Raw genomic sequence first — 25,325 nt, 5'->3', positions numbered from 1 at the left:
GATGATGGAGGCGCGGGATTCGGCCATTAGCCGTTGCGGACCACCCGAGGGAGGTTGGTTCGGAGGGGAGGAAAACAGAAAGTAACCATAATAGAAAGATCGGAGTTGTTGGAACAGCGGCTACCTGGCAGAAAAGGGGGCAGACCCATTTTCGTTCGAGATCGGGCATGTAAGGGAAGGGGAAGGGCATGAGAAGACCGCTATCACGCAACTGCTATCGCAGACGGGGATCATTTTTTCCGTTGCTGTGCTTAGATCGATTTGAACTCCGACCGGAGGACTCGCCATGCTGACCCATAAACAATATCCGATGCTGCTCGCCCTGGTGCTCTTCGTCTGCTTGCTGAAGATCGCCGGCCCCGGACTGCCAAATCCGGCTTACGCCGCCAGCGGCGAAATCAGTACCGTCGAAGTGGTCAGCCGCTATGGGCCGAGCGTCGTCGCGGTGCATATGATGGTGGAGGGGTTCCTGATTCATCCCACCCTGGAACCGCAAGACTATCAGGGGGGCGGCAGCGGCTTTGTGGTCGACGATGAGGGGCGGATCGTCACCAATTATCACGTGGTGGCCGCCGCCCTGCAGGATCCGGAGCCGGGGGCGACGGAGCTGGCCCTGCTGCCGGAGGCCACCATTACCGTTTCCTTTATTGAAGATCCCGATCGGTTTTTTCCTGTCAGGGTCCGCGGCGCCAATCCGGATTTCGATCTGGCGCTGCTGGAAATAATTGATCCCGAAGATCGGCCCAAGGTCGGGCCGCTGCCGCTGGGTGACTCGGCCGGGATCAAAGCCGGGGAGAAGGCGATTGCCATCGGCAGTCCTTTTGGTCTGCACTCTTCGGTCACCACCGGGGTGGTATCGGCGATCGAGCGCGAGCGGCCCGGGCTGATCGGGATCGATATTCCGTTTATTCAGACCGACGCGGCCATCAACCCCGGCAACTCGGGTGGGCCGCTGTTTAACGCCCACGGGGAGGTGATCGGCATCAACAATGCCATCCTGGCCGCCGGTTCCGGCCCCGGCTCGTTCCTCGGGGTGGGGTTCGCGGTGCCGGTTAACCTGCTCAAGGAGAGCATGGATGCACTGGTGGCCGGCGGTCTCTCCGGAGTGGCGGCGGCGTTGGCAGAGTTGCCGGACCGGCCGCGCCTGGGATTGTCCGCCGCCTTGAGTGTCGAGGATTTCCCTCCCCCGCTGCGGCGGGAGTTGAATCTCCCCGCCCACGGTATTGTAATCACCGATATCAGCCCCGGGGGCCCCGCCGACCGGGCCGGGCTGATCGGTCCCACCGGCGCCGCTTCTATAGGCAGATTGACCGTGCCCGTCGGCGGCGACATCATCGTTGCCGCCAACGGTGAAAAAATGCGTCGGATTATCGATCTGCAGCAATTGGTGCTGCGGGCCAAAGCCGGGGATGTGGTGACGCTCACGGTCTGGCGCGACGGAGAAATGCGCCAGGTGGAAGTGACCCTCGAAGTTGTTGCGGTGGAGTAGCAGGCAGGGAAGGGAGGGGGCATCCCCGGTGAGGAGAATTTATGAAGCGATTTCAATTTACGGTCGGGCAAAAGGTTGTGCCGGGTTTTCTTTACGGCACGGCCTGGAAAGAAGAGCGCACCGCGCGTTGTGTTGAGGAGGCCATCGCCGCGGGATTTCGTGGTATTGATACGGCCAACCAGCGCAAGCACTATTTTGAAGCGGGAGTCGGCCGCGCCCTGCAAACAATTTTTGCCGCCGGAGACCTGCAGCGGGAAGATCTTTTCATCCAAACGAAATTCACCGAAGAACGTGGTCAGGACCATCGTCTTCCCTATGATCGAGCCGCTGCCCCGGCTGACAAAGTGAGACAGTCCCTGGCCAGCTCTTTGGAGCATCTTGGCATTGACTATCTCGACTCTTTTATTCTCCATGGCCCTTCCGTCCCGTACGGCTTGAGCAGCACCGATTGGCAAACCTGGAGGGCCATGGAGGAGTGCCAACGAGAGGGAAAGACGGAATTATTGGGAATAAGCAATGTCAGCCTTGAGCAACTGGAGGAGCTTTGCGGCAATGCCGCGATCCTCCCGGCTTTTGTGCAGAATCGATGTTTCGCCCGGACCGGCTGGGATCGTCAGGTCCGCCATTTTTGCCGCGAGCAGGGGATTATTTACCAGGGCTTTTCTCTCTTGACTGCCAATCCCGAAATTTTCCGCGAACCCGCTTTCGGCGCCATCGTCGAACGAACGGGGGCCACCCCGGCGCAAGTAGTTTTCCGCTTTGCGCTCGGCACAGGGATCCTTCCCCTGACCGGAACGACCGATCCCGCCCATATGCGGGAAGACCTGGCCTGCGCCGACCTGGAACTCAACCGGGATGAATTAGCCACCATCGAATCCTTGGCCGGCTAGTGCCCCTTGAGCTAACTCGAGAGAAAAGTGCTCAGACCCCTTTTCATATTATAGTCTTTGATCATCCTGCCCGGCTAGGGCAATAGGGGTAATGATTGATGAGCGAGGCCAACCCGCGTTTCTGGGAAATTTTCTTCGAGGTCTATGAAAGCCTGCCCCGGCAGGGTCCCGGTAATCGCGCTTGCGCGGCCAGAGCACTTGGGCTTTGCCGCGACCTGCCGCAAGCCCCCGCGATCCTCGATTTGGGGTGCGGGGTCGGCGGGCAAACTCTCCAACTCGCCGAACTGGTCGGGGCGGGTTCCATCGTGGCAATCGACAGTCATCCGCCGAGCATCGAACGGCTGCAGGCGGCGATCCCCGAACGCGGTCTGGCCCGGCGGGTCCGGGCAATCGTTGGAGATATGGCCCACCCGGGACAGCCGCAGGGCAGCTTCGACCTCATCTGGTCGGAAGGCGCGCTTTACAACATTGGTCTGCGGAAGGCCCTTGACGTCTGCCATGGCTTGCTGCGTCCCGGCGGCTACCTTGCTTTCACCGATGCGGTCTGGCGCAGGAAGAACCCTCCGCCGGAGGTCAGGGCAGGATTCGACCAGGAATACCCGACCATGGGATGGCTGGAAGATGATGTGGCCGCGATCCAGGAGTGCGGATTCGAGCTCGTCGGACACTTCACCCTGCCCGATGAAGCCTGGTGGGAGGATTTCTACACTCCCATGGAGACTCGTATTGCGGAGTTGCGAGGGAAATATGCCAACGATGCCGAAGCCTCGGCCATCCTCGACCAACTTGCCGAGGAACCCGAACTGCACCGCCGTTATTCCGGCTTCTATGCCTATGAGTTCTTCGTTGCCCGCCTCCCGCTGGCACCGTCGCGGCCCGAAATGATCCAGGCTCCCTCACAATGAACCCCGGCGGACGGACTTGCGCCCGCCGCTTACCCCGTGGGCCCCATGATCAGTTACTTTGATTTGATGCGTAAAAACAGGAAATAACACCAATGAAGCCAAGAATCAGCATGATCACTCTCGGTGTTCGCGATCTGGCCGCAGCAATCGAGTTCTACGAAAAGGGACTAGGCTTTCCTCGAATGGAGTCGCCGCCCGAGGTCGCTTTTTTCACCCTCAACGGTACATGGCTGGGATTGTATGGGCGGGAATCACTGGCTGAAGATGCAACAGTTTCTTCTGAAGGAGAAGGTTTCGAAGCATTTACGCTAGCGCACAACGTCACCTCGGAGGAAGATGTTGATAAGGTGATATCGCAAGCTCTCGAGGCCGGAGCTACCTTGGTCAAAAACCCACATAAAGTGTTTTGGGGCGGCTACAGCGGTTATTTCAAAGATCTCGATGGGCATCTTTGGGAGGTGGCTCATAACCCGTTATTCTGGGTAGGTCCCACAGATGATAAAGAGTAACAACGACTGGCAATTGTGGCGCTTTGCGCCCCTTTTGCTCGCGGTTCGTAACCAATCACAGAGTTTGTCCCGTAAGCGGTCACGGGGTGCCGCACAGGTTGCGGCAAACGGGACGGCGATGCGTACATCAGTACGTGAGGCCGGCCCGATCGCCGCAAGATGTGGTGCCCCGTGACCGCCTACCGAAGGTCAACACAACGTTGCTCAGCTGGGCGACCCACAAAGGGGGGCCTCCGTGGTATCGATTCGTTGCTTCAGGCAAGCAGATCGTGAGGCCCTTCGCGATCTGGTGCTGCAGCTCCATGAGACGGTTCGACCGTTTGATGTCGACCTTGCGCCCGGTGAGCAGATCATCGAGCGCTACTTCAACGACTTATTACTGCGGGTAGAGCAGTCTGCAGGCGCGGTCTTCGTCGCCGAAGATGACCGCCGCCTGGTGGGCTATGTGTGCCTCCGGGGCCAGTTAACTCCTGATGATCTGGACGAGAGACCCGATCCGTACAGTTTCATGGCGGAACTTTTCGTCCGCCCGGACTATCGCAAACGCGGGATTGGCCGGAAGCTTGTGGAGCGAGCGGAAAGTCACGCCGCCGAAAGCGGAACTTACAAGATGGAGTTGAAAGTGCTTGCGCAAAACCAACCGGCGGTGCGGTTCTACGAGGCGCTTGGCTACAAGCCACGTATCGTCGTCATGAGCAAGCGAATAGGGACTTCCGAACGTGAAGCTGGGAGCTGAAGCAGTGGTCCGCACCGCTGAGCACATGTGCTATGGGGCTGCAAGGTCCTGAAAAAAAGAAAAAGGGGTCAGCCCCCTTTTCGTCCTGTGATTAGGGACCTGTGGGGACGTTCATAAATTTATAAGTTTCTCCAGTTGCCAGCCTTCCTGGTTATCCTTGAAAATCCTGCCCCGATCAATCCCCCGACGGGGATGATGTGATGCGCGGGCCCGGGGGCATCTACGCGGGAATGTGGTCAACATGCCTGGAACAGAGTCGTGCTGTAGTTGGTCTAGATTTGATATCGATCCGGCCATGGGTCTGAAAACGCCATTTCCACTCGTAGAAACTGGTTCGGGCCATGCCGGCCTGACGGCAGGCCTTGGAGACGCCGGTGGACCAGCCTTTGGATCATTCTGGTTGATTTACAGCGGAACGAACACCTTGCCGTTGGCCACTTCGTCGTGGTGCTCCCCCCTCCCTCCAGGAGGGAAGGGAAGGGGGGATCGACTATCTTACAATCAGGTCGTTTTTCACACTCTTAACCCCGGCAACGCCACGGGCCACCTCGCCGGCCTTCTTGACGTTCTGCGCCGAATCGACAAAGCCGCTCAACTGAACTTCCCCTTTGAAGGTCTCAACGCTGATCTGCAGTGTTTTCAGAGTCGGTTCTTCAAAAATGGCGGCCTTGACTTTGGTGGTAATAACGCTGTCATCGATAAACTCGCCGGGACTTGACTGCTTTTGAGTGGAAGCACAGCCAAGGAAAGCGATCATCAACACCAACAGAGCCAGGCTCTTCATAATCCAATGCAGTTTCAACATAATGTTTTCTCCTTTGTTGTTGGGTTGATCGGCAGCTCTTCGGGAGGTCCCGTTGTCGTTCGGAGTTGCTCTCTCAGAGCCATTATTCGGGAACGCCGGATATATCCTGCTACAGCGGCCATGATCAGCAGCTGGTACCATCAAACTTGCAGCTTTTTCAGCTCCTCCATACCAGTTGTAGAGATGATGGAGTTGAATCTGATTTCCGGTTCTTCGGTGAGCAACTTCATTGCGCCGAGCAGAATGCCGAAATGAACGGATCGCACATGCGCGTCCAGATCGTCGCGGGATTCCCATTCCTCTTTGATGTAGATTGAGTTTTCCGCCTCAATATCGACGTAACAATGGCAGTCAATGCAGCCCTGCTCGAGCCTGATCGGCCCAAGTATCGCTTTAACGGCTTGCAGTATCTCTTTACGCTTGGCGGGTGGCGCCGTCAGCTTGATTGAGGCATCCATCATGGTCTCACCTTGGCTGTTCATAGCATGCTCAACTCAAAAATTTCCTCACTTCCCAATGTTCGTTCAGCCTATAGCCTGCCTCTTCCTTGGATGAGATTGAGCAGCACAACGATAACGGCAATAACCAACAGAACGTGTATAAAGCTTCCCATGGTGTAACCGCTCACCAGCCCCAGCGCCCACAGAACGATTAGGATTATTGCAATTGTCCACAACATGATAACCTCCTTTTTGGTTGCTTATCACCACTGTCGACTATTGTGTAAAACCGGCGAGCAGTGGGCAAGCAATTATGTTGTTATTGCCTGTTTCTCAACTTTTTTTGCTGCCCACAACCAGCAGCATAATGCCGCCTACGAGCGCGAGAGCTCCCACAATCGGGGGCAGCGGCAGCGTTCTCGTCCGCTCCGCCGTCATTTGCAGTGGTCCGAGATCGACAACTTTCTCTTTGGTCGTGTAGCTAATGCCCTGATAGGCAAAAGCAACGACCCCTATGGCAATGAGGATGATCCCTAATAACATGTTTGTTTTCATTTAATTCACCTCCTCGTCGTTATTTATTGCCTTGGACCATTCCTGATTTGACCTGGTTAATGGCGGTCAGCAGGGGCTTGATCGATTCCTGTACACGCTTGCCATCCATAACGGCCCTATGGGCGACCGGCCTGATGGATTCAATCCCCTGAGGGGTCAGGTCGTTGGAGAGATACCTTTGTATTTCCCTGGTATCATTCAAATATGCCTGGAGAGCGCCTTTTACCCCGATGCTGGCTTCGGGAATTTTCGCGTAGGCTGCCCGCATATCCACGCGACGCTGTTCGCTGAGTTCCTGGATCTCGGCGCTGGCGTATGAAGTTTCCCATTTTTCGAAAAAGGTGTCGCGCTGGCTCTGCATCTCATCGGCGTGCTGGTTCAAGCGGCTGCCCAAGGCCTCCATCTTCTTGACCTCTTTGGAGTAAGCCTTGTAGGCTTTTCGGGTGTCTTTCTGAGCCGGCATTACCAGACTTGCCAGAGATGCGTTGGTGGCATCGATCTGCAAGCCGGCTTGCCGGTAGTCGTTCTCCAGCGCCTGCATGGTGTCGGTGGTTTTTGTCGCCCGATCCATTCCGATTGTTGCGCAGCCGGGCAGATAAATGATTGCACCGAAAAGCACCAAGAGGGGAAGAACGGCCTTTGTAAATCTTGATTTCATAAATTTTCCTATGTTAAGAGGAGGTAACTTTGCCGTTTTTCCACAGACAATCTCCTGGAGAAAACTGACGCCACTTTGGCAGAATGCACGACGGGCATATGTGCCGTTGTGTTAATGATATTTGCAACTAGCGTGCCAGCTAAAACCAGCCGATACGGAGCAGGTAAGATGCTGATCACAAAGGACAAAGGGGAAAGAAGGCGGGTGGTTGGGAGGAAAAGCTGATAATGGAGTCCGTCATATTTGATATATCTGTCATATATGACAGAAAAGAGGTGGGGCATCCAATCACAAGCCTGGATTTTCTCCTGCTATGCTCGCTGCCGGCTGTTAAATCATCATAACAGCCGGCAGCGGTCATTCATTTTCTTTAGTATTTGACTCGAATTACTCGATTGTCATCCGGTTGTTTACATCCTCGACGCCTTTCACGTCCTTGGCGAGCTTGGTGGCCAGGTCCTTTTCGGCGGCGTTTTTGGCCTTGCCGCTCAATGTAACCACGCCATTCTTAGTTTCGACCTTGGTCTGAAGGCCGCTGGTCGAACGGTGATAGAGCAACGTCGTCTTGACCATGGCGGTGATGGAGGCGTCATCGATCTTGTCTCCTATCGTACGGATATCCTTGGTTCCTTTAGAACTTTCTTTCGCGGGCTTGGCCACGGCCATTTCATTTTTTACGTCCTTGACCCCTTCGATATCCTTGACATATTCTGTCGCCAGGTCTTTTTGGGCCTGATTGTCAGCCTCGCCGCGCAAGGTTACGATGCCGTCTTTGACGTCAACCTCGGTTTTAAAGCCGCTCACGTTGCGATGGAACAAAAGAGTGGTTTTGACTTTCGTCATGATCCATGCATCTGACATCTCATCGTGTTTCTCTTCTTTGACTTCCAGCTTGTTGTCAACACTCTTGACGCCGGGCAAACTCGCCACGGTTTCAGCGGCCAATAATTTGTGGGATTCTTCGGATACGGTTCCCGTCAAGCTGACGACGCCGTCCTTGGACTTGATCTTGATTTCATCGTCCTTGAGGTAGTTCTTGAACACATACGACTGCTTGGCTGACGATTCGATCTGGTCGTCCTGGCCGGAGGCTTGCGCCGGTACGCTGAACGACAGAACTGCTACCGCTGCCAACATTAGGGCTATGGAAAATATTACTTTCATCCGATCTTCTCCTTGTACTGGTATTTTTCGACATTTTTACTCCGAAGACCCTATGAGTTACGGAGTTCTGGCAGTGGCGCCGCATGCAGTCGCAGGCGGAAGCCGAGGGTAGGCCGTGGCATCATTAAGACGCGCCCATCAGTCGCCCAATACCTCCTTGATCTTGCCGATTTTTTCATGAACCTTGCCGGCCAGCTTTTCGCCGGTGCCTTCCGCTTCCAACTTCTTGTTGCCGGTTAGTTTTCCGGCCGTTTCCTTGACCTTGCCTTTTGCCTCGTGCAGCTTGCCTTCCGCTTTGTCTCCGGTGCTCGATTTCATGATGTCCTCCCGTTGGTGTTCCTGGGTAACTGCTTGCCTGATAAAATGGTTGAAATGAACAGGGCCGTACTCATTTCCCGCTTATAAGGACAATAGCAATTAGCGTGCCGGCGACAAGCTGTGAATTATTTGGGAGCAAAATGCTGGTTATATGAGGTAAAAATGAATGCGCACGGGCAGGGGGGGAGAGAATCCGTCAGGGGTATCCGCCATACTTGACATTACTGTCATATATGGCGGCCAGAGTGAAGGTAGCTTTTCCTTTATGGATGGTGGAGGCCGTATTTCCGCATGCGGGCCCGAAGCGTGCTGGGATTGAGGCCTAGAATAATCGCCGCCCCTTTTTTCCCCTCGATGCGCCAACCGGTTTTCTGCAGCACCTTTAAAATATGGTCGCGTTCCAGGTCGGCGAGGGCGTGGACCTCGTTTTCTCCCCCCGGCTCCCGAAACGTATCGAAGCGGTCCAACACCTGGAGTTCAGATCCATGACTGGTGATGACCGCCCGCTCGATGACATTTTCCAGCTCCCGCACGTTGCCGGGCCATTGGTATTCCTGCAGGGCGTTCATGGTTTTCTGCGAAACGGCATCGATCTCCTTGCCGATTTTCTTGTTGTACTTGGCGACGAAATACTGGACGAGGATGGGGATGTCATCCTTGCGCTGCCGCAGGGGCGGAATGGTGATGGGGAAAACGTTGAGCCGGTAGAACAGGTCCTCCCGGAAGCGGCCGGCGCGGATCTCTTCCTCCAGCTTGCGGTTGCTGGCGGCGATGATCCGGACATTGACCTTGATGGTGTGGGGGCTGCCCAGGCGCTCGAACTCGCCGTCCTGAATGACCCGCAGCAGCTTGCACTGCAGCGGCAACGGCATTTCGCCGATTTCGTCGAGGAATATGGTGCCGCCATTGGCCAGTTCGAAGCGCCCCATCTGCAGCGCATTGGCGCCGGTGAACGCCCCTTTTTCCCTCCCGAAGAGTTCGCTTTCGATCAGGTTCTCCGGTAGCGCTGCGCAGTTTACGGTGATCATCGGCCGGTTCTTGCGCACGCTACGGCTGTGGATGGCCCGGGCGATCAAACCCTTGCCGGTGCCGGTCTCACCGAGGAGAAGAACTGTTGCCTCCTGCGGGGCCACCTGCTCGACCCGGAAGAAGACATACGAGATAGCGTCGCTTTTTCCGAGGATATCACCGAAGTCGTACCCCCGGGAGAGCTCCTTCTGAATTTGGATATTCTCCACCTGCAGCCGGTCCGACAACAGCTTGATTTCTGCGTTTGCTTTACGCAGCGAGGCTTCGGCGGCCTTGCGTTCCTCGACTTCCAGCAGAAGCTGTTCGTTTGCGCTGACCAGCGCCTGGGTTCGTTTTTCTACCATCTGCTCCAGGGTGCCATAGGCTTTTTGCAGTGCGTCTTCCGCCCGCCGGCGGTCGCTGACGTCGAGGACCGTGGTATGGATATAGTCGACCTTGTCGCCGATATTTTTCACCATGATGCTCTGCAGCTCAACAGGCAGCGTCGTGCCGTCTTTTCTCTTAAGGTCGATTTCACATTTCTGCATGCCTTGGTTATGTGAAACGGCGTCGCGGTGTCTGGAAAAAATCTCCCGGCTGGCAGCATTGCTAAGCAAATCGCTAAAAGGCATTTTGACCAACCGTTGCCTCTCGATCCCCAGAAGCTGCGCCCCGGCAAGGTTCACCTCGCGGATCAATCCGCCCGCATCAATGGTGAAATAGCCCACAGGGGCAAAGTCATAGAGTTCGGCATACCTGTTCCGCGATAATTCAAGCTCCTCCCTGGTGTTGCGCAATTCGGCATTCTGCATCTCCAGCTCGATCTGGTGGACCGTGAGTTCATGCAGGAGTCGCTGTGCCTCCGGCTCGGTTCGGGCCTGGTGGATTCCTCCCCCCACCGGCGCCTGCGGTTGCTCGGCCTTCTGGCGGTGCAGTTTGCCGGCTGCGGTCTGCCTGGGCTTACCTTTGTCGATTCCCATGATCAACCTCCGCCTTAAACCCTTTCAACTGCATGCGTAATGCAAATAATTTCGCCAGCGACGTCTTCCCGCGGTTGCTGATTGTCCGCTCAGCTAACTCCTGGCCCTGAGTTGTGCCTTGAGTCTGGCGATCTCCTCGCGCAGTTCCGCTTCCAACTGCTTGGCGGCGGTGATGTCGGCGAAGGTGATCACCACCCCAGAGATGACGTCCTCAACAGTACGGTATGGCATGATGCGCACTGTAAACCAGCGTTCGTTGGTGGCGGCGATCTGCTTTTCCGAAAAGGTCAGCGTCCGCAGCACCTCCTGCACATCGTCGCTCATCCCGGGATAAAACAGCTCGTTGACGATGTCGGTAAGCGGCCGCCCGACATCGCCGGGGATCAGCTTGAATAGTTTGTCCGCTCCGGGGGTAAAGCGCTTGATGCGAAGCTCGTTGTCTAGAAACACGGTGACGATTTCCGTGCTGTTGAGCAGGTTGCGCATGTCGTCATTGATTCCCGCCAGCTCTTCCATTTTGGACTGTTGCTCGGCGTTCACGGTTTGCAGCTCTTCGTTCAGGGACTGCAACTCCTCCCGTGAGGTGGTCAGTTCCTCGTTGGTGGACTGCAGCTCCTCGTTGGTGGACTGCAACTCCTCGTTGGTCGATTTAAGTTCTTCCTGCGAGGATTGCATTTCCTCCTGGAGCATGCGCGTTTCCTCATGCATTTGTTGGAGTTTATCCTCCAGTTCGATCACCCTGGCGTTGTTGGCAGCCGCGGTACGGGAGCGTCCGGGCGCTTTCTTTGCCACGGGGGCCGGCACGTCGTTGAATACGATCATCGCCATGTCCCGCAACGCATCCGGCTCCTTAATCGCCAGGACGGTGAGATCGACGTGCGAAATGCCGCCCTCGCCGCCGACCCTGAGCCCCTTGACGGTGATCGCTTCTTTCTGCCGGAAAGCCTTTTGGAAGGCGATCCCCAGCTCGAACCGGAGCCCGTCACGGGCCATGGCGAAAATATTCCAGTTGGCCTTGCCGGCCGCCGGCTCCAGGTATTTGCCGGTTCGTCCGCTGATGTAGATGATGTCGCCCTGCTCGTTGACCAGCACGGCGGGTGGGCCAAAGTGCTGCAACAGCACCTGGTCCGAGAGGGACTGGAGATTGGCGGTGGATTTCAAAATCGTCTGCTCCTTGGGCAGTTCAGGTTGGGCGGGGACAAACGAGGCGGGAAACTCGACTGGGGTGATCGGCGGGACCGATTCGCGCCGCCGGAAGAGCCGTGACTTGAGGTTCAGGGGCGCGAACAGATTGGTGTGGGAGCTGACCGTCTCCGCGCTCCCCAGAAAAAGTATCCCACTGGGATTAAGACTGTAGTGAAAAAGCGGCAGCAGTTTCTTCTGAAGTTCCGGGGTCAAGTAGATCAACAGGTTGCGGCAGACGAGGATATCCAGTTTGGTGAAGGGTGGGTCCATGATGACGTTCTGCGTGGCGAAGGTCACCATATCCCGGATTTCCTTGCCGATCCGGTAGCCGTTTTCTTCGGGGATGAAAAACCGATCAAGGCGTTCGACTGAGACATCCGCGGCGATGTTGTCCGGATAGAAGCCATGACGAGCTTTGTCGATGGCATCCCGGTCGAGGTCGGTGGCGAAAATCTGGATAGTGTAACCGGCTTTGGGCTTGATTTGGCTCAGTGCTTCCTTAAGGACTATGGCCAGCGAATAGACCTCCTCCCCGGTCGAACAGCCGGCCGACCAGGCCCGTAGCAACCGGCCGGTTGGGTGGCCCTCCAGGAGTGCCGGGATGGCTTTTTCCCGGAGTTGCTCCCAGGCCGCCGGATCGCGAAAAAAACTGGTCACGCCGATCAACAGTTCCTTGAAAAGAAGTTCCACCTCCTGGGGATTTTCCTGCAAGTAGCGGACGTAGGCGGCGATCCGGTCGATCTGGTGGATGCCCATGCGCCGCTCGATCCGGCGATAGATGGTGGTCTTCTTATACATCGAAAAGTCGTGGCCGGTTTTGGCGCGCAACAGGATGACAACCTTCTCCAGGGCGCTCCGCTCTTTCACCTCCAGGGGGGTAGCGGTCTTGATAATACGGGCATGACGCAGATAGCCGATGATCTTGCCGGGCAGCTCTTCCGCCGGGGCAACCAGGTCGGCCAGGCCGGCATCGATGGCGCTGCGGGGCATGCTGTCGAACTTGGCCGAGGAGGGCTCCTGCACCAGCGCCACGCCAGCCTTCTCCTTGATTGCCCGCAGGCCCATGGTGCCGTCCGAGCCCATGCCGGAAAGGATGACCCCGATGCTTTGCTCCCGCCGGTCCTCGGCCAGGGAGCGGAGGAAAAAATCTATGGGCAGCCGCAGGCCGCGGGGCGCTGTCGGCGCGAACAGATGCAGCTTGCCATGCAGAATTGACATGTCCTTGTTGGGGGGGATCACATAGACGCAGTTTGGCTTGACCTCCATCCGGTCCCTAACCTGTAAAACTTCCATGCCGGTGGCGCGCTGAAGGAGTTCAGGCAAGAGCCCTTTGTGGTTTGGGTCGAGATGCTGGACGACGACAAAGGCCATGCCGCTGTTTTCCGGGCCATGCCGCAGAAACTGCAACATTGCCTCCAGCCCGCCGGCGGAAGCGCCGAGGCCGACGATGGGAAACAAGGAACTTTCTTGCGCCACCGGGGCGTCTTCCACGGCAAGCCTGGTTTGTTCAGTGCTTTTGGCCGGTTTTTTCAGTCGTTTCTTCATGACGAGATTTATCGGGTTTTAATTAAGTATCTGCATGGTTTGTCGCCCAGGCGCCGGCTTTCAATCAAGCAGGGTGGGCCTCGAGGCGAAGCGTCGAACTGACGCTTTGTCAGCATAAGCAATTTGCCAAAATACTTTTCAACATAAGGGGATGCGAGCCTTGTTCCATCATAGCACAATCTCCTGGCACATTGCTGCATTTCTGCCGAGACATGAATTTGACTCACTGGTCAATAAACACCACCGGGGCCAGAAATTTCGCACCTTCAGTCGCTGGGCCTCCAGTTTATGGCCAGGATCACCATCCGGAAATTCCTGAAATACCAGGAGATTCCGGATATTTCAGACATCCCTTCCCCAAGACATGCTCACCCTCCCCCCCATTTTGCCAAAAAAGTTTCCGCGAGTTTTCAGGCTAGTAGCTCTAATATCTCCCCAATTGAAATTCCTGGCATGAATTCTGCTGACACAAATTGTGTGTTAATTGCAGATATTCTTCATTAATTTTCCAGCTTTCTTTCCGTCTTCAATAATGATGGTCAATTGATCTGTAAACATAGAGAGGAGGGTTGATCAATACATTATGCCATATTGTGTAGTATCAAGGTGTAGTTTCAATCTGAAGCCTGTCAGCAAGGAGGATAGCAAATGGAAAATTTTAATTATCGACAATTTTATTTGATGTTCGTTTTAATTTGCAGTGTTTTTCTGATTACCAGTTGCAGTGGTGGATTGGAAACCAACCACTGGATCGGGGAAGAGGGGGAAGGGCAGGAACCGCCCACGGTGACCCTCACGGTGCCCGGCCATGGTAACAGCGGGGTTGCGCTCAACATCAAGGTCAGCGCCACCTTCAGCAAACAGATGGCGCCCGCAACCATCAACTCCGAAACCTTTAGCGTGAGACAAGGGACAACGGTTGTGGCGGGGACGGTGGCTTACACCGGTGTAACCGCAGTTTTTACCCCGGCCGCCAATCTTGCCGCCAACACCACCTACACCGCCACGGTGACCACCGGGGCCAGGGATCTGGCCGGCACCGCTCTGGCCGAAGATTTTGTCTGGAGCTTTACCACTGGTGCGGCCCTGGATACCACTGCTCCCACGGTGATCCTCACCGTGCCCGGCGATGGTGACAGCGGGGTGACGATCAACACCAAGGTCAGCGCCACCTTCAGCGAGGCGATGGACCCCCTGACCATCACCACCAGCACCTTTACCCTGATGCAGGGAACCAACGCCGTGCCCGGCACCTTGGTCTATTCCGGAGTAACCGGGGTTTTCACGCCCGACAGCGTTCTCGACTTTTTTACCACCTACACCGCCACGGTGACCACCGGGGCCGAAGATCTGGCCGGCAACGCCCTGGCCGCCGATCATGTCTGGAGCTTTACCACCGGGGTGGAGCTGGATACCACCAGGCCTACCGTAACTTTGGTAGAGCCGGCCGATCTTGCCACCGGAGTGGCCCTCAACAACCGGGTTTACGCCACCTTCAGCGAGGCGATGGACCCTCTGACTCTGACCACCGCGACCTTCACGGTTACCGGGGCCGGTTTCCCCATACCTGGAGGAACGGTCTCCTATGCTCCTTTAACCAAAATCGCAACCTTTGCCCCTTTGAACGATTTTGCTCCCGACACCCCCTATACAGCAACCATCACCACCGGAGCAACCGACCTGGCCGGCAACCAACTGGAAGGCAATACGGGGTTATCGGGTGAGGCCAGCGACTATGTCTGGAGCTTTACCACCGCCAGCGAGGTTTTGCCGCCCGCGGCCGTTAATCTTGGCTTGGCCTCGACTTTCGGGATTGCTGCCACCGCCGGAGTAACCAACACCCTCACCGAGCCCATAACCGATATCCACGGTGACGCGGTCCTGAATCCCAACGCCACCTGTAACGCGGTCGAGGTTGATCACACCGGCGGTTTCGGCCTTTGCGGCGGAGCCGCTCCCACCATCAGCGGCGAGGTGGTTACCACCCAATATCCGGACACCACCACCGCCCAGGCGGTCACCGATGATCTGCGGGCCGCCTATCTTGCCCTCACCCCCGCCAATATGCCGGGGGGGACCTCGATCGCCGCCGGCGAAACCTTGGGAGCACCGGTGGGGAATGCTCTCGTGGAGGGAGATAACCTCTTTTATCCCGGGGTTTATACCTCCAACACCTCAATCCTGATCACCGGCGACCTCACCCTGGACGCCCAGGGCGACCCCGATGCCTCCTTTGTCTTCCAGTCGGCCTCCACCATCGGCACCGCTCCCAATGCGCGGATCCTTCTGGTGGGTGAGGCCAAGGCCTCCAATGTCTGGTGGCAGGTCGGCTCCTCCGCCACCCTTGGCACCAACACGATCTGGCAGGGCAATGTCCTGGCCTATGCCAGTGTCACCATGAACACCCAAGCCACCTCCTGCGGCCGCTTGTTTGCCGGGGCCTTTACCGATGGAGCGTTTGTCTTCGACTCCAACGTCGTCTCGGTGCCGGGGGATACTAACGCGCCTTCCACTTGCCAGTAGCAGGTTAATAGCAGGCAGGCAGGGCGGAGACGCCAAGCCTGCCTGCTTAGCAAAAAGTTACAAAAATAACAGGGGAGCTGAACCAATGAAAAAAATATATCGAACGATGCTGCTGGTCGGAATTGCGGGCCTTCTTTTCCCTATGGCCGCCGGCGCTGAAATCAGGGCAAAATCTTACGAGTTAGGGCTCTATGGCGGCTACAACTTCTTTGAAACCGGCCAGAACCTGAAAGACCGGCCGCTCTTCGGTGCTCGTTTGGGCTACAATTTTACCGAGCATTTTGCCTTGGAAATCGGCGCCGAACGTATCCGGACGCGGGTTGACGACCCGACCATAACCGGAGTGCAAGAGGGTCAGTACCGCAGCCCCATGGACCGTGTAGATCTCACCTTCTACCACCTCAATGCGCTCTATCATTTCACCCCGGAAAGAAGGTTGACCCCCTTTGTCCTGGCCGGGTTTGGCGGCGCCCATTACAGCCCGCGAATTGCCACCGGGGATATGGCGACCATTAATTTCGGTGCGGGTTTGAAATATGCCGTTAACGACAAGGTCGCCTTTCGCCTGGATCTCAGAGATTATATCGTTACCGAAGTTTTTCAGGAATCCTACCATAATGCCGGGGTCACCATGGGCTTGACTTATACCTTCGGCGGGAAAAGAGCTGCGCCGGAGCCGGTCAGCAGGGCACTTACGGCCCCCGAGCCGGAAGCGCCGGTGGTAGTGGTTTTGGCCGAGAAACCGGAGGTCGAGCAACTGACTGCGGTTATTGTCGAGGAAAAGGTTGTTGTGCTGGCCCTTGAGGATATCCATTTCGACTTCGACCAGGCCACTCTTACGCCGGAAGCTCAGGTTATCCTGAAAAGAAACATCGAAGTATTGCAAAAAAATCCCAAGGCCCAGATTCGCATTGCCGGTTACACCTCGGCCGCCGGTACCGAAGAGTACAATCAGCGCCTGAGCGAAAGGAGGGCCAACACGGTTCGTAACTATCTGATCAAGGAGGGAATAATAGCCGCGGACCGGCTTTCCACCGTCGGCTACGGGCAAACCCGGCCGGCGATGCATGAGGCTACTCCCCAGGATCTTTATTCAAAGGCGGCCAGGAGCAACATGCGAGTTATTTTTGAGATCGATTTTAAATAGAGGAAAGTTCATGGCCAAAACGCAACGCACCATGACGATGAAACTTTGTGCGGGCTTGCTGGCCGTCGGAATAATTAAGATTGGATGATCCCGTAACCCCTTTTGAGACAACAGGAGGACATTAAATTGCTTTATCCAGGCAACACCTATACACTCTTTAGAGGGAAGATAGCAGTGAATAGGTGTTGCTGATCGGGGTGACCTTTTTTCCCATGACCCCGCAGCCGGGGAATAGCCCCTCCTTAAAACAAAGTATGTCGAAAAATCTCCGTCGCAATCCGGCCTGGAGGGAGGTCGTAATGGGGGACAAACCGCAAAATAGCCGGGCAGCCACAGCGAAATTGAGACAACGGGCCCCAAAAAGCTTTCAGGGTGAAGCAGGTAAGCTGGTGCGCACCCTGCCGGCCCGGGAAGATCTGCTCAGGATGGTGCAGGAACTTGAAATCCATCAGATCGAGCTCAAGATGCAGAATGACGAGCTGCGCCGAGCCCAGGAAAAGCTGGCAATCTCGCGGGACAAGTACTCCAATCTCCACGATTTTGCCCCTGTGGGCTATTTTACTCTCGATTCAGACGGGCTTATCCGGGAGATTAATTTCGCCGGGGCGCAATTATTGGGGCTGAACCGGCAGCAGGTGACCAACAAATCGTTGGCCGGTTTTGTTGCCACCGCGACAGGAAAGGATATCCTCCGTAATCATCTCGGCCAGGTTTTACAAAAGCAGGAGGTGCAACGCTGCGAAATCCCCCTCCGGACAAAGACCGGAGAAGTTATTTTCGGCCAGCTGCAAAGTATTCTCATCCAACCCGATGAAAATTCGGCCGGGGGTTTTTTCGTCGCCATCACCGACGGTACCAGCCAACACCAGTTGGCGGAGTCGATGCGAATTGCCCAAGAGATCATGGGCAACAAGGTTCATGAGCGGACCGCCGAGTTGACCCGCACCAACGAGCAACTTTCCCTGGAAATCGAAGAACGCAAGCAGACCGCCGATTCGCTGCGGGAGGCGCTTGAAATCATCAAGCAACTCAAGGAGCAGTTGCGGGCAGAGAATACTTACCTGCGGGAAGAGATAGGCCAGATCTATGCCAATCTGAATATGGTGGGCGACAGCACGGCGATCAGAACCGTCCTCAAGCAGGTGAGTCAGGTGGCGCCGACGGATTCGACGGTATTGATCCAGGGCGAGACCGGCACCGGTAAGGAACTGATCGCTCATGCCCTTCATAATCAGAGCCGCCGCCGGGAGCGCCTGATGATTATCGTCAATTGCTCAGCCCTGCCCCCGACCCTGATTGAGAGTGAACTGTTCGGCCATGAAAAAGGGGCTTTCACCGGGGCCATAGCCCGGCGGATCGGTCGTTTTGAGATGGCCAACGATTCCACCATCTTCCTGGACGAGATTGATACCCTGCCTCAAGATCTCCAGGCCAAGCTGCTACGCGTTCTCGAGACAGGGGAGTTCGAACGATTGGGGGATTCCCGCAGCATCAAGGTAAACGTCCGCGTTGTTGCCGCCACCAACCGTGATCTGGGCGCCCTGGTCGCCGCCGGCGGCTTTCGCGCGGACATGTACTATCGCTTGAATGTCTTTCCCATTACCGTACCGCCTTTGCGCGAGCGCCGTGAGGATATCGCGGCCCTGGCCTGGTCTTTTGTTCAGCAGTTCAGCAAAACCATGGGCAAGCCGATAGAATCCATGCAGCGGCAATGCCTTGAGGCCCTCCAGGCCTATCCCTGGCCGGGCAATATCCGGGAGCTGCGCAACGTGATCGAGCGAGCGATGATCGTGGCCGACGGTCAGGCGCTCACGCTGGATCTGCCCAAGTTCCTTGGCAATGTTGAGCCGACCGGAGTTGCCCTGACCTTGGACGAGGTGGACAGACAGCATATCGTCGCGGTCTTGGACCGCACCGGCTGGCGAGTCAGCGGCAAGGGTGGCGCGGCGGAGACTTTGGGCATCAACCCCAAGACCCTGGAGTCCAGAATGCAGAAACTCAACATCCATCGCCGCAAGCCTCCTGCCCCCAAACATTGAACGCTTACTTCATAGCAAACCTTGTGATCAGTTACGGCCGGTTACCTGATATCTCAGGCCGATCCTGATATTTCGGCAAATCCCGCCCTTGCCAAGCCTTCCCCGCAACCCGACTTGATCGACTAACACATTGTTTTTTCAAGTTATACATCCTTGCTCCCCGGTCTGCCAGCCGTTGGCACATATTCTGCTTTATGTGAAAGGTAGATCAGCCGCCAAATGGGGCGATTTATCGTGCCGGCAGCTCCTTGGCTGTGGGATGGACAGAGCGGCAAACAACCAAAAGGAGGCTCGTGATGGGGTTCATTATCGGTGTTGTGGTCGTGGTGGCCTTGGTCTATTTACTCTTGGCTGTTATGTGATTTGTCGACGTCGCCAATAGCCGCGACGAAGACCGGGCAAGCTGCGCAACTTAACTTGACAAAAAAGGAGAAACAAAATGGGATTATTAATTACGGTATTGGTTGTGGTTATTCTGGTGATTGTGCTCACTAGATTAATCTGACAACCGGTGGCTGTCGGCAAAACGATGGGAGGATGCGGTAATGCTTGAAATCATTGCCGTCGTTCTGATTGTTCTTTGGCTTCTGGGCTTTATTACTTCCAACACCATGGGCGGGTTCATTCATCTCCTTCTGGTTGTCGCGGTGATTGTGATATTGGTTCGGTTAATTCAAGGGCGCCGATTGTAGATTGCCGCTCACGCCATGGTTTATGGCGATAGGGACGGGAAATCGGAAATAAACGGGAGAGATCGGATGAGCGCTAAGGATGCCTACCAACAGAAGGTGGAGGCTGAGGTGGAGCTGGCCCAAGCCAAACTGGCCGAGATTAAAGCCAAAACCAAGGGCTACGCCGCCGATGCCAGCATTAAATACACCAAACAGGTCGCTGAGCTCGAGGAAAACGTTGAGCTTATGCGGGCCAAACTGCAAAAACTGGAGGAGGCCCACGACGATGCCTGGGAGCACCTTAAGGGTGAAATCGAGGGCGTCTGGGATACGCTGAGGATCGGCCTGCGGGATATCAGCGCCAAGCTCAAACGATAGATAAATCGCAGGGGTCAAAAAAAAAGCGGGGCCGGTGATGTTGCTGCAAGTCAATAACCTGCGGAAAATCTACCCGGGGGCCAGGGGGTTGCAGCCCACCAGCTTCTCGGTCGCGGAGGGCGAGTCCGTAGCCATCGTTGGCCATAATGGGGCCGGTAAGTCAACCCTGTTGAAAATACTGGCCAACTGGCTGGTGGCCGATGGCGGCCAGGTCTCGGTTGCCGGCCTTGATCTGCATAACCGGACAGAGCTGGTCAGAAAGCTTGGTTTCGTTGCGGAAGTGCCCAACCTCTTTGATTTTTTTTCGGTAGAATACAATCTCAAACTCTTTGCCCGGCTCTTTAGCCTGCCTGCCACCCGAGTTGGGGATATCCTGGTTGAGTTTGACCTGCTCCCCCATCGCCGCAGCAAGGTACGCGATCTGTCCAAGGGCTTGAAGCAGAGAGTTAGTATCGGCCGTTCATTGTTGGCGGACCCACCGGTACTGCTTTTCGATGAGCCCAGTTCGGGCCTGGACTTCGAGATGACCAAAGAGGTCCATCGCTTGTTGAAAAAAAAGCATGCCGCCGGCAAGACTCTGCTTTTCACCTCCCATCGGCCGGAAGAAATTAAGAGCCTGGCAACCCGTATTCTCCTGCTTCACCAAGGCAAATTGATTTTTGACGGCCCGCCGGATAATTATTTCCAAAGCCAAATTCACGAAAATCTCTACACATGATGCGCAATATCATCATCCTGACCTGCAACGATCTGGCTATTGCCTTTAAGAACCGGTCCATCTACCTGATTTTTTTTATTCCTCTCTTTGTTTTTGTTACGCTGCAGTTAGTCGACGAAGAAGGGAACGGGCAGACACCGCTGAATATCGGAATCATTAATACGGTAATTTATCCTGACCGGATAGTTGAAAGCATGCAAGCCGCCGAGCAACTTTTTACGATAACCCGACTTGCCGACGCAGAGGAAGGCCGGCGCCAGTTAATGGCAAAAAAGATTGACGGGGTCTTGCTGGGTTCGGCTGAATCTTCCGGGGGGGTTGAGCTCTTGGTTCTGAGCAAGGGTTCCCAAGTCACCCTGGCTCTGGTCGAAAGAATTTCGGGGTTGGAAGCAGCGGTGGAGGGGGATCGCCTCCGGTGGCTAACCGCTATCCGGCCACTGCATGACAGCGGGGTGCAACAACAGACCCTGCCCACCTGGATTCTGATGTTGGTCTTGTTGGTCGGCTGCATCATAATCCCTGCCCAGATCGCGGAGGAAAAGGAGAAAAAACTGCTGCTCGGAATGCTGCAAACCCCGGTGCATGAAGCGGAATGGCTGCTGGCCAAGCTGGGCTTGGGGATGATCTTGATCCTGCTGGCGATAATCTTTCTGCATCTGCTGGGGCAATTTGCCGTGACCAATATTTTCAGTTATGCGGCATTTATCGGCCTCGGCAGCTTCTGCTTCACGGCTTTGGGGATTTTCCTGGGTTTTATCTGCCGCTCCCAGGCCAGCGCCCGAACCTTGGGGGTGATGGTTTATCTGCCAATGCTGCTGCCGCCCGCCCTCGCCGACTTTTCTCGGCAACTCAGCACTTTGGCCCCCCTGTTGCCGTCGTACCAGTTTTACGAGCCGACACGGGCAATTCTGCTGGAAGGCGGGAAAATAGCCAGTTATCCCCTGGAAGTGCTTTCCCTGGTCTTGATCGGCACCCTCTGTCTGCTGTTTTCCAGCCGGTTGCTCAAAAAACGCTGGCTGATGTAGGAACGGAAAAAGGTGGTAAAGACGCAGCGATCTCTCCTGCCGCTGGCGGAATATGATCGGCTTGTTGAGGGAGGTAGCCCATTTTGCAAATGTTGAGCGACCTGAAAAACGAAAAAGGCAAAAAATTACTTACCTCTAGGTGAAATGGAGACAATGAGCAGGCAGCAGGTTGACAATAAGTTACACAAAATGTAACCTGTTGTACCATGACACCGACAGCCCACCGCCAACCCGGTCGTCGTCTGGCCGCTGTGCTCGAGGAACTGGCCAGTCCCGAGCACTATCTCTTTACCTTGGCCGATCTGCGCGGAGCCCTGCCGGAAATCAGTGCCGGGGCCTTCAAAACCCTGCTGAGCCGGGCCGAAAAGCGCGGTCTGCTGCGGCGGATCTGTCGAGGCCTCTATCTTTACCCCCGGGTTGATTACCCTCGCGATCTGCTGCTGTTCCACGCCGCCGCCCGGCTGCGGGCCGATGCCTTCAACTATATCAGCCTGGAGACCGCCCTTAGCGATGCCGGGGTGATCTCACAGGTTCCGCTCAACTGGATCACCCTGATGAGTTCCGGCCGTCGCAACATCGTGCGCTGCGGCCATTTCGGCACCATCGAGTTCGTCCATACCCGCCAGCAGCCGGCTGCCTTGGCAGATGAACTGACCTACGACCCCCGCTGCCGGCTCTGGCGGGCCTCGGTGTCCCTGGCCCTGCGGGACATGCGGGCCACCCGGCGCAATCTCGACCTGATCGATGAGGAACTTGCCCGTGAATCTGCTTGAGCAACTGGCGGCCGAAGCCCTCCGCAACCGTCCGGAACTATCTTTGCTGCGGCCGGCAGTGGAAAAGGAGCTGCTGCACCACGATATCCTGCGCTTGCTTAACGACGCCGGTCTGCTCGCCGGCCTGACCTTTATCGGCGGCACCTGCCTGCGCGCCTGCTACGGCGCCGAACGTCTCAGCGAAGATCTCGACTTCAGCGGCGGCCGCGACTTCCGCCGGGAGAGCATGGCCGGCCTGAAAGCGGCCCTGGAAACCGGCCTGCGCGCCAAGTATGGTCTTGAGGTAGAGGTAATGGAGCCGGTGCGCGAGACGGGCAATACCGATACCTGGAAGATCCGCATCATCACCCGCCCGACCCGCCGCACCATGCCGGCCCAGCGGATCAATATCGATATCTGCGCGGTGCCGAGTCATGACCGCCGGCCGCTGATGCTGCGCAACCATTACGGCGTGGAAATGGGCACCTCCGGCCTGATTCTCCAGGCCGAGAGCCGCGAGGAAATTCTGGCAGACAAGCTGCTTGCCCTGGCCCTGCGTCCCAACCGGGTCAAGAACCGCGACCTGTGGGATATTGGGTGGCTCAAGCGCCACAATATCAACTTGTCCGCCGTCCTGCTCTCCCGCAAGATCGCCGACCGCCGGCTGGCCCCGGAAGATTTTCTTAAATATCTGGAGCGGCGGCAAAAACTGTTGGCCGGCGGCCCCGAACCCCGCCGGGACTTTATCCACGAAATGACCCGCTTCCTGGCGGCCGCCACTGTCGAACAGACCGTGGCCCGGGAAGATTTCTGGCCCTATCTGCTCGACACCATCGCCGACGAATGCCGACAGGCGCGCACCCTGCTGGAAACCTTGCCCCAAGGCAGGAATATGGTTTCAAAGAGAAAAGACAAACTCACATAACCGCAGAATTGTCGACGTCGCAAAAAGCCGCGACGACGACTGGGCACACTCTGTAACCGATTGTTTTTGCATTACCTGCCAACGCGTTTGATGGGTTTTTGCTAGGTTGTCAGAATTCAGGCTGAAACAAAAATGCCGGCGCAATTTTGTGGAAGCCGGAAGATCATTCGCGGCTTTTTGGGCAACAGATTCCGAGCGTTAAGCAGCATATGCATCGTTGACCTATTGCGTAGGCAACTCAAAAAATGTTGCCTGCCGGAAAGGTCTGCGGTTCCGAACTCACTTGGAACCAATGGTAGAGGATTTGCGGAATGGTACGGGACTCGCCTGCCCCGATGGGGTTAATTTCATCAGACAAAATGGTGAGTCTGAGTACGACGTTCGTGGTGCTTGCGGCCCTGTGCTGGGGGCTATCAGGCGGGATCGGCGGCATTCTCACGGCTCAGGGCTGGGATCCGGTGGTGGTGTCGTTCTACCGGGGCGCGATCGGGTTTTTTTTCGTTCTCGGCTGGCTGGCGTTGCGCCCGCGCGGCAGCGGTTTGGCAAGTCGCCGCTTATGGTTCTGGTCGGCGATCGCCGGTGTGGGCGTCGCCGGCAACTTCGCATTTTATTTCGTAAGCATCGCCGAGGGCAGTGTCGCGGTTGCAGTGACCCTGATGTACTGCGCCCCGGTCTTCGTCTATCTCGTGTCCTTCACGCTCAAGCTCGAAAGACCCACCCTGTTCAAGTGGGCCGCGATCGCCATGGTACTGCTTGGCGTCGTGCTGCTTACCGGTATTTACGAGATTGGAGCGGGTGACGTCACGCCTATCGCCGCCGGTGCCGGGCTGCTTTCCGGCCTGTCCTATGCGGTATTCATCTTCGGTTTCAAGTATGCGGCGCCGCACGGCAGCCCGCAGGCGATTCTCGTGATAGCGTTCGCGGTACTCACCGCCTTACTCTTCTGGCTGGGCGATCCCGATCAGACCGTGGCAGTGCTGAAAACGCCGAGTTGGCCACTGTTCGTGGCGTTGGGGGTGGTTGGCGCCGGCTTGTCGTTCATTTTCTATATCGTCGGCCTGAAGCATACCGCGCCGGCTGTAGCGTCAATTGTGGCAATGGTCGAGCCGGTCACCGCATCGCTATTCGGCGTAGTGGTTTTAAATGAAAGCCTGGCTTTATTGCAGATTTTCGGGATGGGACTGATTTTGGTCACAGTTACCGCGCTAAGCGTATACTCGAGCGCTCAATACAAGCCTCTTACGACTAAACCGCTTGCTGAGTAGCGCTTGGACCTGGAACCCACCTGCTCGATGACGATTACCGGGAATTTTCGTCTGTCTCCCGAAGAGGGAGCTGCCGTCTAACAAGTGGTTGCTGGTGACGCCAGACCATATGCGCGTGCCAGCCGGCACCTGAACCACTGCGTTGTACCTGTAGAAAAACTTAACTCATTGGCGTATTGACTGTATTTCTATATATAAAAGGCGATATAATGACCGCAATATCCCACCCGGTGTAGACCGGTTAACCACAGGACAAGGATATTGCTCATGCCCCGCTCCAAACCTTACTCTTACGCCCAAGCCAAGCTGGTCCCCATCCACTTCTCCCGCCAAATCCTGTCCGGCACCTTATTTCACCACCATCGCCGTCTTTGTTTCGTTGTTGGACCGGGAGATCGTCCACCTGCTCCGAGATGTGCTGCTGGTTTGCAAAGAGATGGGACTGACTTATGTATGAAGCCAATGTGGTGGATATGTGGAAATGAGAGGAGGAGACGCCACTATGCCAAAGCATCCTAGTGACTTACACAATCAAAATGAAGAGAAAAAAAAACGGGCGGCCGAATTAGCTATTGCCAACAAAGAACTTGCCTTTCAAAACAACGAGAAAGAAAAACGGGCGGCTGAATTAGCCATTGCCAACAAAGAACTTGCTTTTCAAAATGAAGAGAAAGAAAAACGGGCGGCTGAATTAG

25 protein-coding genes and 2 pseudogenes are annotated in these 25,325 nt (G+C 56.1%); 17 read left to right on the top strand and 10 right to left on the bottom strand.

Going from position 1 to position 25,325, the window contains the following annotated elements; translation table 11 throughout:
• The first annotated feature begins 286 nt into the window (after positions 1-286).
• The 5 genes from ACHHTY_RS06425 (at position 287) to ACHHTY_RS06405 (ending at position 4,529) form a co-directional block, all read left to right on the top strand.
• Positions 287-1,489: a S1C family serine protease gene (locus tag ACHHTY_RS06425; RefSeq protein WP_395493278.1), complete on the top strand. Its 1,203-nt coding sequence runs from the start codon at positions 287-289 to the stop codon at positions 1,487-1,489.
• A gap of 41 nt (positions 1,490-1,530) precedes the next feature.
• Complete coding sequence (locus ACHHTY_RS06420; RefSeq protein WP_395493277.1) at positions 1,531-2,379, top strand: aldo/keto reductase family protein; 849 nt, start codon at positions 1,531-1,533, stop codon at positions 2,377-2,379.
• A 98-nt stretch (positions 2,380-2,477) separates the two neighbouring features.
• Positions 2,478-3,284: an SAM-dependent methyltransferase gene (locus ACHHTY_RS06415; protein ID WP_395493276.1), complete on the top strand. Its 807-nt coding sequence runs from the start codon at positions 2,478-2,480 to the stop codon at positions 3,282-3,284.
• Positions 3,285-3,376: 92 nt separating this feature from the next.
• Positions 3,377-3,793 carry a VOC family protein gene (locus tag ACHHTY_RS06410; RefSeq protein ID WP_395493275.1) on the top strand — a complete coding sequence of 139 codons (417 nt, stop codon included), beginning with the start codon at positions 3,377-3,379 and terminating at the stop codon, positions 3,791-3,793.
• Positions 3,794-4,028: 235 nt separating this feature from the next.
• The gene (locus tag ACHHTY_RS06405; protein WP_395493274.1) at positions 4,029-4,529 is read left to right on the top strand and encodes a GNAT family N-acetyltransferase; all 501 of its coding nucleotides are present in this window, start codon (positions 4,029-4,031) and stop codon (positions 4,527-4,529) included.
• A gap of 268 nt (positions 4,530-4,797) precedes the next feature.
• Here ACHHTY_RS06405 and ACHHTY_RS06400 read toward each other — a convergent pair.
• The 10 genes and pseudogenes from ACHHTY_RS06400 to ACHHTY_RS06355 all read right to left on the bottom strand — a co-directional run.
• Positions 4,798-4,899: pseudogene (locus ACHHTY_RS06400) on the bottom strand (IS481 family transposase); the annotation flags it as partial.
• Between the two features lie 120 nt (positions 4,900-5,019).
• The gene (locus ACHHTY_RS06395; protein WP_395493273.1) at positions 5,020-5,334 is read right to left on the bottom strand and encodes a BON domain-containing protein; all 315 of its coding nucleotides are present in this window, start codon (positions 5,332-5,334) and stop codon (positions 5,020-5,022) included.
• A gap of 140 nt (positions 5,335-5,474) precedes the next feature.
• On the bottom strand, positions 5,475-5,795 hold the full coding sequence (locus ACHHTY_RS06390) for a putative quinol monooxygenase (RefSeq protein WP_395493272.1): 321 nt from the start codon (positions 5,793-5,795) through the stop codon (positions 5,475-5,477).
• Between the two features lie 68 nt (positions 5,796-5,863).
• Positions 5,864-6,013 carry a lmo0937 family membrane protein gene (locus tag ACHHTY_RS06385; RefSeq protein ID WP_395493271.1) on the bottom strand — a complete coding sequence of 50 codons (150 nt, stop codon included), beginning with the start codon at positions 6,011-6,013 and terminating at the stop codon, positions 5,864-5,866.
• A gap of 94 nt (positions 6,014-6,107) precedes the next feature.
• The gene (locus ACHHTY_RS06380) at positions 6,108-6,329 is read right to left on the bottom strand and encodes a DUF3185 domain-containing protein (protein ID WP_395493270.1); all 222 of its coding nucleotides are present in this window, start codon (positions 6,327-6,329) and stop codon (positions 6,108-6,110) included.
• A 19-nt stretch (positions 6,330-6,348) separates the two neighbouring features.
• Complete coding sequence (locus ACHHTY_RS06375; protein ID WP_395493269.1) at positions 6,349-6,987, bottom strand: DUF2959 family protein; 639 nt, start codon at positions 6,985-6,987, stop codon at positions 6,349-6,351.
• Positions 6,988-7,374: 387 nt separating this feature from the next.
• Positions 7,375-8,151 carry a BON domain-containing protein gene (locus ACHHTY_RS06370; protein WP_395493268.1) on the bottom strand — a complete coding sequence of 259 codons (777 nt, stop codon included), beginning with the start codon at positions 8,149-8,151 and terminating at the stop codon, positions 7,375-7,377.
• A 138-nt stretch (positions 8,152-8,289) separates the two neighbouring features.
• Positions 8,290-8,469: a CsbD family protein gene (locus tag ACHHTY_RS06365; RefSeq protein ID WP_395493267.1), complete on the bottom strand. Its 180-nt coding sequence runs from the start codon at positions 8,467-8,469 to the stop codon at positions 8,290-8,292.
• A gap of 263 nt (positions 8,470-8,732) precedes the next feature.
• Positions 8,733-10,457 carry a sigma-54 interaction domain-containing protein gene (locus ACHHTY_RS06360; protein WP_395493266.1) on the bottom strand — a complete coding sequence of 575 codons (1,725 nt, stop codon included), beginning with the start codon at positions 10,455-10,457 and terminating at the stop codon, positions 8,733-8,735.
• Positions 10,458-10,550: 93 nt separating this feature from the next.
• On the bottom strand, positions 10,551-13,187 hold the full coding sequence (locus ACHHTY_RS06355) for a chemotaxis protein CheB (RefSeq protein ID WP_395493265.1): 2,637 nt from the start codon (positions 13,185-13,187) through the stop codon (positions 10,551-10,553).
• 151 nt (positions 13,188-13,338) lie between these two features.
• On the opposite strand from ACHHTY_RS06355, the gene ACHHTY_RS06350 reads away from it, so the two are divergent.
• The 12 genes and pseudogenes from ACHHTY_RS06350 to ACHHTY_RS06295 all read left to right on the top strand — a co-directional run.
• Positions 13,339-13,506: a DUF4372 domain-containing protein gene (locus ACHHTY_RS06350; protein WP_395493264.1), complete on the top strand. Its 168-nt coding sequence runs from the start codon at positions 13,339-13,341 to the stop codon at positions 13,504-13,506.
• 413 nt (positions 13,507-13,919) lie between these two features.
• The gene (locus tag ACHHTY_RS06345; protein WP_395493263.1) at positions 13,920-15,710 is read left to right on the top strand and encodes an Ig-like domain-containing protein; all 1,791 of its coding nucleotides are present in this window, start codon (positions 13,920-13,922) and stop codon (positions 15,708-15,710) included.
• An 85-nt stretch (positions 15,711-15,795) separates the two neighbouring features.
• A complete protein-coding gene (locus ACHHTY_RS06340; protein ID WP_395493262.1) occupies positions 15,796-16,857 on the top strand; it encodes an OmpA family protein in 1,062 nt (353 codons plus the stop codon).
• A gap of 389 nt (positions 16,858-17,246) precedes the next feature.
• Positions 17,247-18,896, top strand: a complete 1,650-nt coding sequence (locus ACHHTY_RS06335; RefSeq protein ID WP_395493261.1) for a sigma-54 interaction domain-containing protein — start codon at positions 17,247-17,249, stop codon at positions 18,894-18,896.
• A gap of 545 nt (positions 18,897-19,441) precedes the next feature.
• Positions 19,442-19,588 carry a lmo0937 family membrane protein gene (locus ACHHTY_RS06330; RefSeq protein WP_395493260.1) on the top strand — a complete coding sequence of 49 codons (147 nt, stop codon included), beginning with the start codon at positions 19,442-19,444 and terminating at the stop codon, positions 19,586-19,588.
• A 66-nt stretch (positions 19,589-19,654) separates the two neighbouring features.
• Entirely contained in the window at positions 19,655-19,945 is a 291-nt protein-coding gene (locus ACHHTY_RS06325) for a sll1863 family stress response protein (RefSeq protein ID WP_395493259.1), read from the top strand.
• 37 nt (positions 19,946-19,982) lie between these two features.
• The gene (locus ACHHTY_RS06320; RefSeq protein WP_395493258.1) at positions 19,983-20,663 is read left to right on the top strand and encodes an ABC transporter ATP-binding protein; all 681 of its coding nucleotides are present in this window, start codon (positions 19,983-19,985) and stop codon (positions 20,661-20,663) included.
• Positions 20,660-21,688 carry an ABC transporter permease gene (locus ACHHTY_RS06315; protein ID WP_395493257.1) on the top strand — a complete coding sequence of 343 codons (1,029 nt, stop codon included), beginning with the start codon at positions 20,660-20,662 and terminating at the stop codon, positions 21,686-21,688. Before ACHHTY_RS06320 ends, ACHHTY_RS06315 begins: the two co-directional genes overlap by 4 nt.
• A 206-nt stretch (positions 21,689-21,894) precedes the next feature.
• Positions 21,895-22,461, top strand: a complete 567-nt coding sequence (abiEi, locus tag ACHHTY_RS06310; RefSeq protein WP_395493256.1) for a type IV toxin-antitoxin system AbiEi family antitoxin — start codon at positions 21,895-21,897, stop codon at positions 22,459-22,461.
• Entirely contained in the window at positions 22,448-23,365 is a 918-nt protein-coding gene (locus ACHHTY_RS06305; RefSeq protein ID WP_395493255.1) for a nucleotidyl transferase AbiEii/AbiGii toxin family protein, read from the top strand. The genes abiEi and ACHHTY_RS06305 overlap by 14 nt, the downstream gene beginning before the upstream one ends.
• A 311-nt stretch (positions 23,366-23,676) precedes the next feature.
• Complete coding sequence (locus ACHHTY_RS06300) at positions 23,677-24,630, top strand: DMT family transporter (RefSeq protein WP_395493254.1); 954 nt, start codon at positions 23,677-23,679, stop codon at positions 24,628-24,630.
• Positions 24,631-25,132: 502 nt separating this feature from the next.
• Positions 25,133-25,325, top strand: a pseudogene (locus ACHHTY_RS06295) (GGDEF-domain containing protein); the annotation flags it as partial.

The sequence above is a fragment of the Desulfurivibrio nitratireducens genome (assembly GCF_044068515.1).
GTDB lineage: Bacteria > Desulfobacterota > Desulfobulbia > Desulfobulbales > Desulfurivibrionaceae > Desulfurivibrio.
This window is presented reverse-complemented; position numbering and strand designations above follow the sequence as displayed.

What these genes read in the sequence shown, in the direction of transcription:
- ACHHTY_RS06395 (WP_395493273.1), bottom strand. Translation starts at nt 5,334, where the DNA reads ATGTTGAAACTGCATTGGATTATGAAGAGCCTGGCTCTGTTGGTGTTG.
- ACHHTY_RS06415 (WP_395493276.1), top strand. Translation starts at nt 2,478, where the DNA reads ATGAGCGAGGCCAACCCGCGTTTCTGGGAAATTTTCTTCGAGGTCTAT.
- ACHHTY_RS06390 (WP_395493272.1), bottom strand. Translation starts at nt 5,795, where the DNA reads ATGATGGATGCCTCAATCAAGCTGACGGCGCCACCCGCCAAGCGTAAA.
- ACHHTY_RS06300 (WP_395493254.1), top strand. Translation starts at nt 23,677, where the DNA reads ATGGTACGGGACTCGCCTGCCCCGATGGGGTTAATTTCATCAGACAAA.
- ACHHTY_RS06425 (WP_395493278.1), top strand. Translation starts at nt 287, where the DNA reads ATGCTGACCCATAAACAATATCCGATGCTGCTCGCCCTGGTGCTCTTC.
- ACHHTY_RS06410 (WP_395493275.1), top strand. Translation starts at nt 3,377, where the DNA reads ATGAAGCCAAGAATCAGCATGATCACTCTCGGTGTTCGCGATCTGGCC.
- ACHHTY_RS06360 (WP_395493266.1), bottom strand. Translation starts at nt 10,457, where the DNA reads ATGGGAATCGACAAAGGTAAGCCCAGGCAGACCGCAGCCGGCAAACTG.
- ACHHTY_RS06350 (WP_395493264.1), top strand. Translation starts at nt 13,339, where the DNA reads ATGCGAGCCTTGTTCCATCATAGCACAATCTCCTGGCACATTGCTGCA.
- ACHHTY_RS06325 (WP_395493259.1), top strand. Translation starts at nt 19,655, where the DNA reads ATGAGCGCTAAGGATGCCTACCAACAGAAGGTGGAGGCTGAGGTGGAG.
- ACHHTY_RS06375 (WP_395493269.1), bottom strand. Translation starts at nt 6,987, where the DNA reads ATGAAATCAAGATTTACAAAGGCCGTTCTTCCCCTCTTGGTGCTTTTC.
- ACHHTY_RS06320 (WP_395493258.1), top strand. Translation starts at nt 19,983, where the DNA reads ATGTTGCTGCAAGTCAATAACCTGCGGAAAATCTACCCGGGGGCCAGG.
- ACHHTY_RS06365 (WP_395493267.1), bottom strand. Translation starts at nt 8,469, where the DNA reads ATGAAATCGAGCACCGGAGACAAAGCGGAAGGCAAGCTGCACGAGGCA.
- ACHHTY_RS06385 (WP_395493271.1), bottom strand. Translation starts at nt 6,013, where the DNA reads ATGTTGTGGACAATTGCAATAATCCTAATCGTTCTGTGGGCGCTGGGG.
- ACHHTY_RS06370 (WP_395493268.1), bottom strand. Translation starts at nt 8,151, where the DNA reads ATGAAAGTAATATTTTCCATAGCCCTAATGTTGGCAGCGGTAGCAGTT.
- abiEi (WP_395493256.1), top strand. Translation starts at nt 21,895, where the DNA reads ATGACACCGACAGCCCACCGCCAACCCGGTCGTCGTCTGGCCGCTGTG.
- ACHHTY_RS06315 (WP_395493257.1), top strand. Translation starts at nt 20,660, where the DNA reads ATGATGCGCAATATCATCATCCTGACCTGCAACGATCTGGCTATTGCC.
- ACHHTY_RS06330 (WP_395493260.1), top strand. Translation starts at nt 19,442, where the DNA reads ATGCTTGAAATCATTGCCGTCGTTCTGATTGTTCTTTGGCTTCTGGGC.
- ACHHTY_RS06420 (WP_395493277.1), top strand. Translation starts at nt 1,531, where the DNA reads ATGAAGCGATTTCAATTTACGGTCGGGCAAAAGGTTGTGCCGGGTTTT.
- ACHHTY_RS06380 (WP_395493270.1), bottom strand. Translation starts at nt 6,329, where the DNA reads ATGAAAACAAACATGTTATTAGGGATCATCCTCATTGCCATAGGGGTC.
- ACHHTY_RS06355 (WP_395493265.1), bottom strand. Translation starts at nt 13,187, where the DNA reads ATGAAGAAACGACTGAAAAAACCGGCCAAAAGCACTGAACAAACCAGG.
- ACHHTY_RS06340 (WP_395493262.1), top strand. Translation starts at nt 15,796, where the DNA reads ATGAAAAAAATATATCGAACGATGCTGCTGGTCGGAATTGCGGGCCTT.